Raw genomic sequence first — 14,790 nt, 5'->3', positions numbered from 1 at the left:
ATTACACTACCATCATTAGGAGAGATTATAATTGCATAAAAAGCCAATTACGAATAGTGTTTTTACGAATAGGCATTGGTGAATGCGAAGCATTTTATCTAAGTTTGTTTTATGTCCAATTCAGAGTTGTTCGATCAAAAGCGTAAAACGTTTTTTGTAGAAGTTATTCTCCCTTTAGCGATTGCAAAAACATATACATATCGTGTGCCGTATGATTTGAATGATTGTGTGAAAATAGGGGTTCGTGTAATTGTACAATTTGGGAAGAATAAAATTTATTCCGCTATTGTGCGATCTTTCTCTACAGAAGCACCTGTTAAATATGAAGCAAAATACATCCTGGATGTTGTGGATGAGGAACCTATTGTGGACGGGGCACAATTGCAACTGTGGGAGTGGATGGCAGAATATTACATGTGCCACCTTGGAGAAGTTATGCAAGCAGCCCTTCCGGCAGCGCTGAAGATGGCTTCAGAAACAAAAATTGTTTTAGCCGAAAATCCTAATCTCGATAGATCAGATGTTTCTGACAAAGCCTATTTGATATTGGAAGCTTTAGATATAGCTGGTGAATTAAGAGTTAGTGACGTGGTCAAGATATTGGGGCAGAAATCCGTATTCCCCTTGTTAAAATCATTATTCGAAAAAGGGTACGTTTTGATTTCGGAAGAAATTAAGGAACGATATAAACCCAAAACAAAAGCTTTTTTGCGTTTAGCATCGGAATATAGCGATGCCGAGGGAAAACGAATGGTATTAGATAGCCTCAATCGCGCACCTAAGCAACAAGATGCTTTTCTTGCCTTTATGCAATTGTCCAAAACGAAGGAAGATATCACGCGTCAGGATGTTATGGAAACTTCTGGCTGTGGAGCAGGTGCGGTATCCGCATTGATCGATAAAGGAGTTTTTGACATTAAAGAGAAGCTCGTTAGCCGATTCAATGATTCAGATATTTTGCTTACAAAAGATTTTACCTTTAGTGAAAGCCAACAAAAAGCGTATGACGATATTGAAGCTCAATTTGAAAACAAAGAAGTTGTGCTGTTACATGGGGTAACAGCTTCTGGAAAAACGCAAATTTACATTCGACTAATAGAGGCAGCGTTGGCGGACGGTAAAAATGTATTGTATCTGCTGCCAGAAATTGCACTTACGGCACAAATCACTGCTCGGCTCAAATTGCACTTTGGCAACCAACTGGGTGTGTATCATTCTAAATTTAATGACAATGAACGTGCAGAAGTTTGGCATAAGGTTATCAAAGATGAATATAAGGTTATAATTGGGGCACGTTCTTCCGTGTTTTTACCATTTAAAGAACTCGGTCTTATCATTGTTGACGAAGAACATGAAAACTCGTACAAGCAATATGATCCAGCCCCTCGTTACCATGCAAGGGATACGGCTATCTATTTGGCCCATATCCACCATTCAAGAGTTTTATTGGGTTCGGCAACACCTTCTATTGAAAGTTACTACAATGCCAAGGCAAGTAAATATGGTTTTGTAGGATTATTGGAGCGTTTTGGAGCTGCACAATTACCAGATATTCAGATTATAAATATTCCAGAAGAAAGTCGAAAAGAACAGATGCATTCCTATTTTAGTGCAGATCTTCTAAGAAATATAGCGGAGGCAGTAAGTAAAAAGGAACAGATCATATTATTTCAGAATCGTCGCGGACATACTCCGTTTGTACAATGTAGTACGTGTGGGTACGTCGCCAAATGTGTCAATTGTGATGTTAGTTTGACCTATCATAAAACATCACATTTATTGCATTGTCATTATTGCGGGCATTCTGAATCGCCGATTAATGTATGTCCGGCTTGTGGTATGCCACATATGGAGAGCAAAGGGTTTGGTACCGAAAGGGTGGAAGAAGAATTAGAGATCTTGATGCCGGAACTTCGAATAAGCCGCCTAGACCTGGATTCAACAAAGGGTAAATACGGATTTGACAAGATAATAGGTGCGTTTGACGATCATGAATTTGATGTATTGATTGGCACACAGATGGTGGCCAAAGGGCTGGATTTCGGACGTGTGAGCCTAATTGGAATTATCAACGCGGATACAATTATTAATTTCCCTGATTTTAGGGCGTATGAGCGGGCTTTTTCATTGTTTTCTCAGGTGGCGGGACGCGCTGGGAGAAGGCAATCGCTGGGTAAAGTAATCATCCAGACCTATACGCCGCAGCATCGGGTAATTGAACAGGTAGTGAATCATGACTACGACGGTATGTTTTTGAAGGAAATTACTGAGCGTAAAAATTTTCTATACCCTCCATTTTGTAGACTGATAAGAATGGATATCAAGCATACGGACCAACAACAGGTTTTAGACTCTGCTACGAGAATGGCCACTGCGCTTCGTTCTCATCTAGGGCATAGGGTTCTTGGACCGGAGCCACCACTGGTATCGCGTGTGCGAAATCACTATATCCAAACGATTACTTTAAAGATAGAGCGTGTGAATATCAGTATTCATAAAGTGAAAGATCTTATCCGACAGACGATTATGCTGTTTGAGCTGGATAAGCACAATACGGGGATTCGTATCCAAATAGATGTAGATCCATATTAAGCATTTTAAAAGACCGATCTGCCCTGCTATGTGTTGGTCGGTATTTGAATAAAAGCATTATTGATGCCTTCGATGTCGGATTATTAAGGGGATAGTTTCCATACCTTATCAGCGGAAGGAAGGTACTCTGGCAATGCCGCGGAGCCATACCAATTAAATAATTCGTAAGCAAGGAGATTTTCCTGAATGGCAGGGTCGGTTAGCAATATCTCATTTGCTTCCGCCATAGAGTCTACATTTAGAATAAAAATCCCTCGAAAAGTTCTTTCGTTTTGTTCCAAAGGCCCTGCAACAATTAGCTTACCTTGTTCTACGAGGTTATTGATGTTATCAAGATGCCCTCTAAAAGTGTTATTTATAAATTCTTTATCGTTTGTCTGATTGCTTCCTGTTTTTAGCACAACAAGAATATACTTTTTCATTCCATAGTTGTCTGCTCCTAACTTTTCGGCGAGTGTATAATTGTAATTTGGGTTGGTATTATTGGAATCTAAAGTCGTGTTTCTTGTATTCTCTTTCAATAAGGTGTAAGAATAAATTTTTTGTCCCCCATCTGAAATTTGCACCAAGACCTCAGAATCGGTAAGTTTTTTATATATAATTTTTTTGGGGAAGTCATGAGCTTGGTTTTCAAACACTAGAGCGGTATCAGAAAGAGTTTGTTTAAAGTTGACCGTTTTGCCCGAATTTTGACCTTTTACAGCCACAGAATACACGATTTCCTTCTCTTTTCTTTGATGGATAGTGGCATATTCCGTAACCGTTATACTGCCATTCTTTAGCATATAAGAAAATCCCTTAAAGGTACGTGAATTCAATCTATCCCAATGTTCATAATGGTTCTTATCCTTCCTCTTCCAGGTGCCTTCAAGAAAATCCGGAAATATCGTCTGCGATATACTTCGTTGGGTAAGAAGAACGGTTAAAAATACGAGCAAGTACTTCATAATTTTTCGTGTGTGGTGAGTGATACTAAGATATTTATTTTTATCAGTTATCAGCGCATTACTTTAGAAATTTTGAAAGGTTTTTTTACGGCTTTATGAGCAGCGTCTTTGGCAATGTTAGCCTGTAGCTCACTGACATTTTTTGGTTTATAGCGATTCTTGCGAACATCAAGACGAAATAACTTTTCATACCAAACACAAGCGGCAGTAAAGCGCCCGTAAGCTAGATCTAAATGATAGCCGTCGCGAGTAAAATGGTCGCCGATAGAACTTGTGCGCGCGTTTTGAATAGCCGTGCCAGCTGGGGCAACAAAGGCGAATTGTTTGGATTTATGAATTCTTTTTGTTGCCACTACGATATCGTTATACATTGTCATCTGATTCTTATTGTAATTTTTAAATCCTTCGTGTTTCGAATCTTGCTGATAGGCCCAGGTCTGATGGTATACAATTTTAGTATCTGGAGAAACAACCCCTTTTACATAATCTAATAATTGAGGAAGACTCTTCATGATGATGTCGTATTGGCCCGAATAGGGACTGGCCTGCTGCAGGCTGATATAGTCCCAATTCTCATCTTTGAGGGCGTTGGATATACTAATCCCTTTGCGCGTTGTTTTTGTGCCATCCAAGTCGATTTTTCTATAGCTATAATTTGCTTTATCTTCATTGATATTTTTTGTATGAAGTTCCAAAGATGCACCCCCGATATACATGTTTCCAATCACAATTTTTTTATCAGCTGTGGCAGCAAGTTCGTAAAGGTAGTTTTCTAATGCATCTTCTGAAAAACTATTCCCGATAGCTAGAATTTTTAAAATATCATCATCTTCAGGAGTTGCTTTTTGTCCGAAAACGACCGGAAGGTGTAATGTGGTAATTAAAAGGAATAAAAGAATATTTTTCATAGGTATAAAGTTGTTCTTCGTTTGTTTCATTTTTATATATCGATGCTTAATTAATGCATATTTCTCCGGGGCTTGTGGGAGTAGCGTGGTAGCGCCGAAACTTACAAGAGCCGCATTTGGTGCAACGCTTCACGGATCGCATTTACGCGGGCGGTAGCAAATTGTTCCATGTTATTGACATCTTTCGGAACGACGTTAAGAGCAAAATAATAAATACGCTCCCCTCTTTGGTAGAAACCAACGAACCACCCGTTGTTGTCTTTTTCGTTATATGACCAGCCTGTTTTTCCGCTTAGTGTATATTCGGGTGTTTTTTCGATTTCGAAAAGCTTCAGCATTTTGTCACGAGTCGAGTTTAGGATGGGTAACTTTTTTGTGTAAAAACGTTGCAGAAAATCAATTTGCTCCATTTGGGTTATTTTGGAGTTACCCCTCAACCAAAAGTTGTCAATAGTTTCTTCTCTTACATCCATAGTAGGATAGCGCAATTTATTGAGATAATTTTCCATGTTTTCTACACCAATTTTACGGGCAATCTCTTGAAAGCACGGTACACAAGAAGCTTGAAAAGCTTCCCGAAATGTGAGATCTTTTTCCCAGCTTTCAAACGCCCTCTTTTTTCCATCCCATTTTATTATCGCACTGTCGTTGCTGATGGTAGATGTTTCCATTGCAACAATGGCATTTGGTATTTTGAAAGTGGATGCAGGAAGAAAACCTGTATTAGCCCAATGAAAATCATTTGAATAGTAAATTTTCTTTTGGGGGTCATAGATTAAAATAGACCCATTTACATCCTGAGCTTCTAATATTTTATCAAATGTCGTTTTATAGCTCTCATCAAGCTTGCTGCCACTTTTGGGACTATCGCATCCAACTATAACTTTTGTAAGAACGACGAGAACGAGTAGTCTTTTTCTATATTTCATTCGTATTTAATGATAAGTAATATGTTGTTACTAAGCTGTACTAAAGAGCTCGCGTAGGTAATTTGTTTACTTTACAATTAGTCGCTTTAGGGTTATGATATGTTGGTGCCAACAGGTTTGTAAATAATGAAGCTCTCGTTATTATTTCTCAGTTTGATTGCAAAAGTCATGATAGTTTAAATTTAAGGAGGTAAGATAGTAAAATCTTTGGAAAAGCACACTTATATGGATAGTCTGAATTTTCGAATCCACGAATCTACTGAGCTAAAACATTTTGCATTTAATTAAGAAAATATGCCTCAACAATGGTATTTTTGAGGAACAATGGCATACAAATTTGTAGATAACTACCGAGAAAAAGGCGCACGCAAGCAACTTGTCAAACATCTGGAGAAAAGAGGAATCGAAGATAAAAATGTGTTGCGCGCGATCGCCAAGGTGCCTCGTCATTTTTTCTTTGATGAAACCTTTTGGAATCAGGCATATAGAGATATTGCTTTCCCAATCGGGGATGGACAAACGATTTCACAACCTTATACAGTAGCCTATCAATCAGAGCTATTGCATGTAAAACAGGGGGATAAGATTTTAGAAATTGGGACTGGATCTGGTTATCAGTCTTGCATATTGTTGGAATTAGGAGCTGATTTATATACAATTGAACGCCAAGAAGCCTTATACAACCGTACTATACAAGTTTTGCCTTATATCGGTTATAAACCCAATTTCTTTTTGGGTGATGGGTCTAAAGGGATTCCCGAATATGCTCCTTATGATAAAATTATAGTAACTGCAGGAGCTCCTTTCGTTCCGGATGCGATGCTTAAGCAATTGAAATTGGGAGGTCTTTTAGTTATTCCTGTGGGGGATGAAAATTCTCAAAAGATGATTACAATTTTACGTGTTGGTGAAAATGATTTTGAGCGTATTGTTTTGGATACGTTTCGATTTGTACCATTGGTAGGTGACAAGGCTTGGTAAAATCTTAATTGAGATATTATATTATGTTCTTTTGCTATCTTTAGGGCAGAAATGAAAGAATTTTACAAAAGTAATATATCCGCCGCTGAAGCAGAACTGGTGGCCATTGAAAAAAAAGTTAATGTCAACAGTTTACTTCGATTGGCGGTAATACTAACCGGTGGAACAATCCTATTTAAAGTATTTCAATTCAATAACGTTCTTTTGTTGTTTGTAACGGTGGTTGTTATTGTTTTTCTCTTTTCTTATCTGATCTTGAGACAGAGTAAGTTAGAGAAGAAAAGAGAAGAAAAAAAGGCTTTTCTTCGTGTGAATAGAAATGAAATAGATCTTTTAGATGACCAAAAGAATATATATAGCAATGGAGAACAGTTCGAAGATGGAAAACACCCTTATATTTCGGATTTAGATATTTTTGGTCCGCATTCTTTGTTTGAAAAAGTAAATCGATCTGCTACTCCAGATGGAGTGGAACGTTTAGCTTCTTGGTTTTTGACGAGTGCAACTAAGGACATCATACGGAGGCGACAAAGTGCGAGCGCTGAAATTGCGGAAAAGAAAGAATGGGCACAAGACCTACAAGCCAAGTTACTTTTCAACCTCGGACAAAAAACGAATATCAAAACATTTGTAACAAAATATCTCGGCGACGAGTCTTTAAATTTTGGGTCATCTTTTATGAAGGTTTATGTGACGATAGCGCCGGTACTATTTTTAATAGGGGTACTTTTTTCGGTTTTTGTCTATTCTATTTGGGGATACCTTGCGATTGTGGGGCTGGTTCATCTTTGCTGGTCTATGGTTTTAGGAAGTAAAGTAGGTCATTTTTCGAGTAAGATTGATAAAATTGGAACTATTTTGGTTGCTTACTCGGATGCGATCCGGCTTATTGAAGATGAGAGATTTTCAACGGATCTAAATATTTGCCTTCAACAGGAACTAAAAGCAGATAATGCCGAAAAGAAACTCTCGCAGGCTTTTCGCGAATTGGGTACTTTGGTAGATAAACTAGATGCAAGAAACAATATTTTAGTAGGTGCAATTCTCAATATAATCTTTCTGTGGGACTTTCGCCAAGTCTTAGCCATTGTAAAATGGAAAGAAAGTTATCAAGGAGATATTGTTCATGCGTTTGATGTAGTTGCCAACTTCGAAGCTTTGGTAGGCTTGTCAACACTAAAAAGAAATGAATCTGAATGGACTAATCCTGTAATTTTAGATAATTACCTTGAAGAGGGTATACAAGCTGAGGGTATTAATCATCCGTTAATTCCGGATGATCAGGCTGTGGCAAATAACTACAGTGCAAGGACGCATCGCGTAGCTTTGGTAACGGGATCTAACATGGCCGGTAAAAGTACTTTTTTACGTACGGTAGGGATTAATGCCGTATTAGCATATGCTGGAGCAGTTGTCTGTGCAAAGGAGTTGAAATTGCCGATTTACAGGTTAGTTACTTATATGCGTATCAAAGATAGTTTGAATGAAAGCACCTCTACGTTTAAAGCAGAGCTGGACAGAATGAAGTTTATTCTGGGTATAGTGGAAGTCGCCGACGACAGCTTCTTTTTGATCGATGAAATGTTACGGGGTACAAATTCAGTAGACAAGTATTTGGGATCTCGTGCTATTATCAAGAAATTGATTGCGATGAATGGTAGGGGGATGGTGGCGACACACGATTTGCAGCTGGCGTCTTTAGCAGATGAATATCCTTCAATTCTTGAAAATTATCATTTTGACATCCAAATAAAGGATGGAGAAATGTTATTTGACTATAAACTTAAAGATGGACAGTGTACGGTGTTTAATGCTTCTTTACTTCTGAAAGGTATTGGGATTGACGTGGATAAATCCAACTTTACTTAAAATTGGTAATTCAATGACATTAGAAGAGAGAATTGATCAGTCCGAGACCCGTGTTTGTACAACCGTATTTCCTTTTTTAACTAATCACCACGATACTTTATTCGGTGGTAAAGCAATGGCAATCATGGATGAAGTTTCTTTTATGGCGGGCACGAGATTTTGCAGAAAGACGTTGGTAACAGTGTCTTCAGATAAGATTAATTTCGAAAGAGCTATACCTTCGGGTAGTATTATCGAGGCCATTGCTCGCGTGTATAGCATTGGACGAACAAGCCTAAAAGTAAGTGTAGAAATTTATTTGGAAAAAATGTATGAAGATGGGCGGGAATTAGCAATCCAAGGCATGTTTACTTTTGTGGCATTGAATCAAAATAAAGAACCTACCCCAGTTTTAGAAGGACTTAATATTGATAGATAGTACAACAACAACACCTACTAAGCTTGACTGGTACCGCATTGTTATCGCTTCATCACACGGTCGAGTTCACGCTTACTGTCCCGATCTTTAATTGTCTCCCGTTTGTCAAAGTCTTTTTTACCTTGTGCAACAGCAATCTCTACTTTTGCGAAGCCCCTCTCACTGATAAATATCCGTAGCGGAACAATAGTATACCCTTTCTCTTCTCCCTTTTCTTTTATTTTCTTTAACTCTTTTTTGTTCAGTAGCAATTGACGATCCCGTTTTGACTCATGATTATAAAAGGAACCAAAAGAATATTCCGCAATGTGCATGTTACGTATATACAATCCGTCTTCAAAAAAAGCGCAAAAACTATCATTTATGTTTGCCTTCCCTTCACGGATAGATTTTATTTCGGTACCTAATAATCTAATCCCAGCTACATATTTGTCTAACAGATGATATTCAAATGATGCTCTTTTATTCTTAATATTGATTTGTGAAGATATAGCCATATTTGTTGCAAATGACAGCAAATGTAATAAAATTAGGAATTTATTCACTTTTAATTCATTATTCTATTGGAGTTATGTTAACAATAATTTAATTTTATGATATTTATATGGTTTTTCGGCTATGCGAAATATCTTGAAGTTTTGTATGTTTGCACCGATTTTTATAATGTACAAGATGTACATGTTTTAGTTTAAATTGTTGACCGTTAGCGGATTGGTGTAGTATTAACGTATTTTGAAAGCTAAAATTGTATATGTTGTTTTGTTTTTTTTAATTTTGACATTTGATAAGGTTTGGTCAAAAAGTAAAAAAGAGTAGCTTTTCAGTATTATCACAACAAAAAGAAACACCTATAGCATGAGCAAGGGAAAGTTAAGTGAAAGAACATCAAAGTTTCTAAATGGGGAACTAGAGCGTATTAAGTCGAATGATTTATATGCTTACTTCAGACCTATTCAATCTAAGCAGGATACTGAGGTGCTGATTGATGGAAAACGGGTGTTGATGTTCGGGTCAAATTCTTATTTAGGATTGACTACAGATAAAAGAATCATCCAAGCCTCACAGGATGCGCTCGCGAAATATGGTACGGGGTGTGCGGGTTCTCGTTTCTTAAATGGAACGTTAGATATTCATGTTGAGCTCGAGGAGCGATTGGCAGATTTTGTTGGAAAAGAAGCTGCAATACTTTTTAGCACTGGATTTCAGTCCAATTTAGGGCCTCTTTCTTGTCTTACAGGTAGAAATGACTATATTTTACTGGATGAACGGGATCATGCTTCTCTGATAGACGGTAGCCGTTTGTCGTTTTCTAAAGTTATAAAGTACGCGCATAATGATATGGAAGATTTGCGTGCTAAGATTTCTCGATTGCCTGAAGATAGCTTGAAGTTTATTGCTACTGATGGCATTTTTAGTATGGAGGGGGATATTGTAAAGCTTCCTGAATTGGTGAAGATCGCGGAAGAGTTTGACGCAGCTCTCTTATGTGATGATGCACATAGCTTGGGTGTGATAGGAGAAAAGGGGGCAGGTACGGGTAGTCATTTCGGACTGACAGATAAGGTTGATTTGATAATGGGTACTTTTAGTAAGTCTTTGGCTTCTTTGGGAGGTTTTGTGGCTGCAGATAAAGATACGATAGAGTATTTGAAACACTCTGCTCGCTCATTGATGTTTAGTGCGAGTATGACGCCTGCTTCTGTTGCATCTACTTTAAAGGCGTTAGAGATTATTCAGACAGAACCGGAGCACATCGAGAGATTGTGGGCAAATACGAATTACGCCAAGAAACTTCTGTTGGAGAATGGATTTGACTTAGGGGCTACGGAAAGTCCCATCTTGCCTGTTTTTGTACGAAATAATGATAAAACATATTATGTTACTAAGATGCTGCAGGACGATGGTATTTTTGTAAATCCTGTTGTTGCTCCAGCAGTACCTGCAGAAGAGTCTTTGATACGCTTTTCTTTGATGGCTACACATACGTTTGATCAGATCGATGAGGCTGTTGATAAGATGGCTAAAGTATTTAAAACATTAGAAGTTGAAACGTTTATTAGCTAATCGTAATGATAGAGATTATCCCAGTCGAAACAAAAAAACAACGTGCGGAATTTATAGATTTTCCGCATGATTTGTATAAGGGGGATCCTAATTACGTCCCTGAGTTGTTTGTTGGGCAAGACGATTTGCTTAACCCAGACAAGCATCCTTTCTATAAACATTCTTCGGCACAATTGTTCCTTGCTTATACAGATAATAAAATTGTAGGCAGGATCGGCGCATTTTGGAATGTAAATCACAATGAATTTAATCAAGTAAATGAAGGCCAGTTTGGTTTTTTTGATAGTGTGAACGACCAAATGGTTGCGAACGCTTTATTTGAAGCTGCCGTTTTCTGGATAAAAGGAAAGGGAGGAAATAATGTGGTTGGGCCAGTCAATCAATCTACAAATGAAACCTGTGGTCTTTTGATTGAAGGGTATGAATTTCCCCCAGTAGCGATGATGCCGTATAACTATCCATATTACACGGATCTAATTGCAAATTTCGGATTCGATAAGAAAGTTGACTTAAGAGCTTACGATATACCAACAGATCAGGCGAGTTTGCGTTCCGTACAGTTAATGGAGCGCTTGGAAGAGCGTTTAAGTAGATCCGGTATTAGGTTGCGCCTTATTAACTTAAAAGATTTTAAGAATGAAGCCGCAAAGATAAAATCGGTTTATAATAAGGCCTGGGATAAAAATCTTGGTTTTGTACCCATGACGGATGAAGAATTTGCTTATGTGGCGAAGGATTTGAAAATGATAGTAGACCCGCGTTTTTGTATTATTGCAGAAAAGGATAATATGATTGTTGGTTTTGCGGTGGGGATTCCAAATATTAATGAAATATTAATAAATATAAAAAGAGGAAGATTATTCCCAACAGGAATTTTCAAACTTCTATTTGGTAAAAAGAAAATAAAGTCTTTGCGGGTGATGATGCTGGGGGTACTGGAAGATTACAGAAAAATGGGAATAGAAGCCTGTTTATATGGCAGAATTATTAAAAATGCCGGTCTTTACGGGATAGAAAGAGGAGAGTGCTCGTGGATGCTGGAGCATAATTACATGATGAATCATGCTATTGAACAAATCAACGGAAGATTATATAAGCAGTATCGCCTCTATGAAAAAGCGATATGAGAAAAAGAATCTTAATTACGGGGGCTAGCGGTTTTGTTGGTTCTCATCTAGTCGAAGCGGCAAAAAATCTCAATTTCGAAGTGCACGCTGCAGTTCGGCGGTCGAGTAATATCACGGAAATTGAATCTTTTGTGGATCAATTTGTGTTTCCTGATTTTTCTTCTGTTAGCGAATTGAAGAAGCTATTCGAAAAATGTCAATATCATTATATTATTCACGCTGCTGCATTGACTAAAGCAAAAGAGGAAAAGATGTTGCTGGACGTTAATGTGGGGTATACACAGCATATTCTTGAAGCTGCCTTCGCCGCAGATATGCCATTGGAAAGACTGGTGTACGTGAGCAGTCTTGCCGCAGTTGGGCCTATTGCTTATGCTAGCGATAAACTTATTGATGAATCAACACCTTACAGCCCTGTAACGGTATATGGCCGCAGTAAGTTTACTTCGGAACAGATGATTAAAGCGGATTTTTCGGATAGACCCCTGTCTGTATTTCGTCCGACTGCTGTGTATGGCCCTCGCGAAAAGGATTTATTTATTCTTTTTGAAACGATGAATAAGGGATTAGATCCCTATATTGGAAGAAAGCCACAGAAGCTAAGCTTTATTTATGTGAAAGATTTAGTGAATGTGTTGTTAAAAGGATGTGTGGTGCCTCAGAAAGGGCTACAGTTTTATAATATTACCGATGGCAATATCTATTCTAAATATGAAATGGCCGATATTTTCAAGGAGACACTACGGAGGAAGCTGCTTCGTGTTCATATCCCCTTTAGTATAGTTAAAAAAGTTGCACAAATATCCGAAACCATTTATAAGAACTCGAAGAGAACGCCTGTTATTTATCCCGAAAGGTTGAACGAGTTGACCGCCGAAAATTGGGGCTGTGATATATCGAAGGCTAAAAATAAGTTAGGGTTCAACCCTAAATATAACCTTAGACAAGGGTTAGGAGAAAGTCTTGTTTGGTACAAAGAAAATAATTGGTTGTAAAGTATTTATAGAATGAGCAGTCAAAAGATTAATAAGAAGCTTTTTGAAGATAGAAAGCGCACGAATATATTGAGCAATCCCGAGCAAAAATTTATTTCATATTTGGTGCCGCGTATTCCCAATTGGTTGTCTTCAGATGGATTAACGGCGATCGGGTTTTTAGGGTCACTTATGATTTTAGCAAGTTTTCTTCTGGCAGAAAACGTTCATTTAAATTACTTGTTGTTAGGTATCGTTGGCTTTTTTGTGCAGTGGTTTGGTGATTCATTGGATGGCAGGATCGCGTTTTATAGAAATAAATCACGGAAATGGTACGGTTTTGCATTGGATATTATTATGGACTGGGTAAGTACTGTCTTCATTGGTTTAGGTTATGTATTTTATGCGCCTGGAGACTTTAAATATTCTGGGTTTGCTTTGGTTGCATTGTATGGCTGGGCCATGATTATTTCTCAATTGCGTTATAAAATTACAGATAAATACACTATAGACGCCGGGCTTTTGGGACCCACCGAGATCAGAGTCGTGATTTCTATCGTCCTGCTTCTTGAAATGATCATTCCAGGTTCGATTAATTATTCGGTGATTTTGATTTGTATTGCTTTACTTTTTATAAATTTTAGCGACACCAAAAAGCTTCTGGACTTGGGTGATATTAGAGATGCCAGTGAGAAGCAGAATAAATTGAACAATCAATAGGAAATGTTCCCTAAAGTAAAAGAATTTCTTAAAGCCCAGGTATCTGCCTTTGTTGGTGGATTGGTTGATTATGGGATTATGCTCTTTTGTAAAGAGATTCTCGATTTTACCATCAGTACTTCTATTGTGATTTCAGGAGGAATAGGAGCAATAGTCAATTTTACCATTAACCGTTTTTGGACCTTTAAAAAGGAGGAAGTTCCAGTTGTGAATCAATTATGGAAATTCATACTAGTCGTCGTCGGAAGTATAATGTTAAAATCCCAAGGAACTCCCTTATTATCTTCATTAACAGGTATTGATTATAGAATAACACGATTAATTGTAGAGGTTATTGTTTCACTAGGTTTCAATTTTACGTTGCAAAAATATTGGGTTTTCAAAAAAAACGCTCCTTAGCAACTTGAAATTACACGCTTTTTGCAAAGTGTTCCGTTCTACCTTGGGAAAGCTCCCGCATTTTCTAGTTTTCTTCGGACTATCTTCGCCCTTTCTTTGGACGTTGTTCGCCCGTTTCGGCCCCGTGAGGTTACGCCTGTCTTACCCCTGTCTTAGTGCTGCCTTACCTTTTCCTAGATAGCCCTAAGATAACACTAAGATAACACTAAGGCAAAGCCAATATATCGGTCGAAGATGGTTGGGTATTGGTCAGGGGAAAGGCGGGGGAAGGTGTACACCGGCTGCCTGATTTCCGTGCATGAAAGCGGCTCGGGAGCATGCAGCCGGGTGCTGCCACCGGGCGTGCGTGAATTTATCGTTCAAACTTCCAGCAGGTTACGCTCGGTGGATAAAAAACTTTGTTCGAAAGCTTGGAAGTAATGTTGTAAAGTTCCTATCTTTGCACCACTCCGCAAGGGAGGAACGGCCGGACCTCAGGGCCCGGCACCTGAAAAGAGAAGGGTTTAACAATGTTTAAACGCGGAAATCGGAGAGGGGCCGAAAAAATAAATTTTTTTTATTTTGGAAGTTCAGAAAAGATTTCTACCTTTGCAGTCCCGTCGGAAACGAAGGGGGATTTTAAAAGGATAAAAAGGGCCGAAAGGCTTTGAAATAGCAGCAGAAGCGCGAAGCGGATGCGAAGGAAGTTCTTTAAGGAAATGATCATGTAACGTAACGAGTAGCTGAAGTTTTTGACGAAAGTTAAGAACGATAAGTTAGCAATAACTGACCAGCCAGGTCAGTCCGGAATAGATATAAAAACAAGACAATTCTGTTTATATTATAAATAGTCTTGGTCTTACACTTCATTTTACTATGGAGA

Annotated in this window: 13 protein-coding genes; 9 read left to right on the top strand and 4 right to left on the bottom strand. The window is 38.2% G+C overall.

Annotation, left to right across the window (positions count from 1 at the left end):
* The first annotated feature begins 111 nt into the window (after positions 1-111).
* Positions 112-2,592, top strand: a complete 2,481-nt coding sequence (priA, locus tag FAZ19_RS13300; RefSeq protein WP_136821242.1) for a replication restart helicase PriA — start codon at positions 112-114, stop codon at positions 2,590-2,592.
* Between the two features lie 83 nt (positions 2,593-2,675).
* On the opposite strand, the gene FAZ19_RS13295 is transcribed toward priA, so the two are convergent.
* From FAZ19_RS13295 to blaOXA, 3 genes are all read right to left on the bottom strand, one after another.
* Positions 2,676-3,539, bottom strand: a complete 864-nt coding sequence (locus tag FAZ19_RS13295) for a DUF6265 family protein (protein WP_136821241.1) — start codon at positions 3,537-3,539, stop codon at positions 2,676-2,678.
* Between the two features lie 50 nt (positions 3,540-3,589).
* Positions 3,590-4,447, bottom strand: coding sequence for a DUF4886 domain-containing protein (locus FAZ19_RS13290; RefSeq protein WP_136821240.1), 858 nt, complete (start codon positions 4,445-4,447; stop codon positions 3,590-3,592).
* A gap of 101 nt (positions 4,448-4,548) precedes the next feature.
* Positions 4,549-5,376, bottom strand: a complete 828-nt coding sequence (blaOXA, locus tag FAZ19_RS13285) for a class D beta-lactamase (RefSeq protein WP_136821239.1) — start codon at positions 5,374-5,376, stop codon at positions 4,549-4,551.
* Between the two features lie 324 nt (positions 5,377-5,700).
* On the opposite strand from blaOXA, the gene FAZ19_RS13280 reads away from it, so the two are divergent.
* From FAZ19_RS13280 to FAZ19_RS13270, 3 genes are read left to right on the top strand one after another with little or no spacing between them, the layout of a single operon-like run.
* The gene (locus tag FAZ19_RS13280; RefSeq protein WP_136821238.1) at positions 5,701-6,357 is read left to right on the top strand and encodes a protein-L-isoaspartate(D-aspartate) O-methyltransferase; all 657 of its coding nucleotides are present in this window, start codon (positions 5,701-5,703) and stop codon (positions 6,355-6,357) included.
* A 51-nt stretch (positions 6,358-6,408) separates the two neighbouring features.
* Entirely contained in the window at positions 6,409-8,226 is a 1,818-nt protein-coding gene (locus FAZ19_RS13275; RefSeq protein ID WP_136821237.1) for a MutS-related protein, read from the top strand.
* 13 nt (positions 8,227-8,239) lie between these two features.
* On the top strand, positions 8,240-8,644 hold the full coding sequence (locus FAZ19_RS13270; RefSeq protein WP_136821236.1) for an acyl-CoA thioesterase: 405 nt from the start codon (positions 8,240-8,242) through the stop codon (positions 8,642-8,644).
* 41 nt (positions 8,645-8,685) lie between these two features.
* Here the strand turns inward: FAZ19_RS13270 and smpB are convergent, their stop codons facing one another.
* Positions 8,686-9,141, bottom strand: coding sequence for an SsrA-binding protein SmpB (smpB, locus tag FAZ19_RS13265; RefSeq protein WP_136821235.1), 456 nt, complete (start codon positions 9,139-9,141; stop codon positions 8,686-8,688).
* 358 nt (positions 9,142-9,499) lie between these two features.
* Between smpB and spt the strand changes: the two genes are divergently transcribed.
* Genes spt through FAZ19_RS13240 form a run of 5 tightly spaced genes read left to right on the top strand, consistent with a single transcriptional unit; the run spans position 9,500 to position 13,928 of the window.
* The gene (gene spt / locus FAZ19_RS13260; protein ID WP_136821234.1) at positions 9,500-10,708 is read left to right on the top strand and encodes a serine palmitoyltransferase; all 1,209 of its coding nucleotides are present in this window, start codon (positions 9,500-9,502) and stop codon (positions 10,706-10,708) included.
* Positions 10,709-10,713: 5 nt separating this feature from the next.
* A complete protein-coding gene (locus FAZ19_RS13255; RefSeq protein WP_136821233.1) occupies positions 10,714-11,835 on the top strand; it encodes a GNAT family N-acetyltransferase in 1,122 nt (373 codons plus the stop codon).
* Positions 11,832-12,830: an NAD-dependent epimerase/dehydratase family protein gene (locus tag FAZ19_RS13250; RefSeq protein ID WP_136821232.1), complete on the top strand. Its 999-nt coding sequence runs from the start codon at positions 11,832-11,834 to the stop codon at positions 12,828-12,830. Before FAZ19_RS13255 ends, FAZ19_RS13250 begins: the two co-directional genes overlap by 4 nt.
* Positions 12,831-12,842: 12 nt before the next feature.
* Positions 12,843-13,529, top strand: a complete 687-nt coding sequence (locus tag FAZ19_RS13245; protein ID WP_136821231.1) for a CDP-alcohol phosphatidyltransferase family protein — start codon at positions 12,843-12,845, stop codon at positions 13,527-13,529.
* Positions 13,530-13,532: 3 nt separating this feature from the next.
* Positions 13,533-13,928, top strand: coding sequence for a GtrA family protein (locus FAZ19_RS13240; protein WP_136821230.1), 396 nt, complete (start codon positions 13,533-13,535; stop codon positions 13,926-13,928).
* Positions 13,929-14,790: the final 862 nt, after the last annotated feature.

Origin of the sequence: Sphingobacterium alkalisoli (assembly GCF_005049105.1) — a bacterium.
Lineage (GTDB): Bacteria > Bacteroidota > Bacteroidia > Sphingobacteriales > Sphingobacteriaceae > Sphingobacterium > Sphingobacterium alkalisoli.
Note: the sequence above shows the minus strand (reverse complement) of the source record. Positions and strands in the feature narration are given on the sequence as shown.

Excerpts from the sequence above, each read along its gene's own strand:
- priA (WP_136821242.1), top strand. The coding sequence starts at position 112 with ATGTCCAATTCAGAGTTGTTCGATCAAAAGCGTAAAACGTTTTTTGTA.
- FAZ19_RS13280 (WP_136821238.1), top strand. The coding sequence starts at position 5,701 with ATGGCATACAAATTTGTAGATAACTACCGAGAAAAAGGCGCACGCAAG.
- blaOXA (WP_136821239.1), bottom strand. The coding sequence starts at position 5,376 with ATGAAATATAGAAAAAGACTACTCGTTCTCGTCGTTCTTACAAAAGTT.
- FAZ19_RS13240 (WP_136821230.1), top strand. The coding sequence starts at position 13,533 with ATGTTCCCTAAAGTAAAAGAATTTCTTAAAGCCCAGGTATCTGCCTTT.
- FAZ19_RS13245 (WP_136821231.1), top strand. The coding sequence starts at position 12,843 with ATGAGCAGTCAAAAGATTAATAAGAAGCTTTTTGAAGATAGAAAGCGC.
- FAZ19_RS13250 (WP_136821232.1), top strand. The coding sequence starts at position 11,832 with ATGAGAAAAAGAATCTTAATTACGGGGGCTAGCGGTTTTGTTGGTTCT.
- FAZ19_RS13270 (WP_136821236.1), top strand. The coding sequence starts at position 8,240 with ATGACATTAGAAGAGAGAATTGATCAGTCCGAGACCCGTGTTTGTACA.
- FAZ19_RS13290 (WP_136821240.1), bottom strand. The coding sequence starts at position 4,447 with ATGAAAAATATTCTTTTATTCCTTTTAATTACCACATTACACCTTCCG.
- FAZ19_RS13255 (WP_136821233.1), top strand. The coding sequence starts at position 10,714 with ATGATAGAGATTATCCCAGTCGAAACAAAAAAACAACGTGCGGAATTT.
- spt (WP_136821234.1), top strand. The coding sequence starts at position 9,500 with ATGAGCAAGGGAAAGTTAAGTGAAAGAACATCAAAGTTTCTAAATGGG.
- smpB (WP_136821235.1), bottom strand. The coding sequence starts at position 9,141 with ATGGCTATATCTTCACAAATCAATATTAAGAATAAAAGAGCATCATTT.
- FAZ19_RS13295 (WP_136821241.1), bottom strand. The coding sequence starts at position 3,539 with ATGAAGTACTTGCTCGTATTTTTAACCGTTCTTCTTACCCAACGAAGT.
- FAZ19_RS13275 (WP_136821237.1), top strand. The coding sequence starts at position 6,409 with ATGAAAGAATTTTACAAAAGTAATATATCCGCCGCTGAAGCAGAACTG.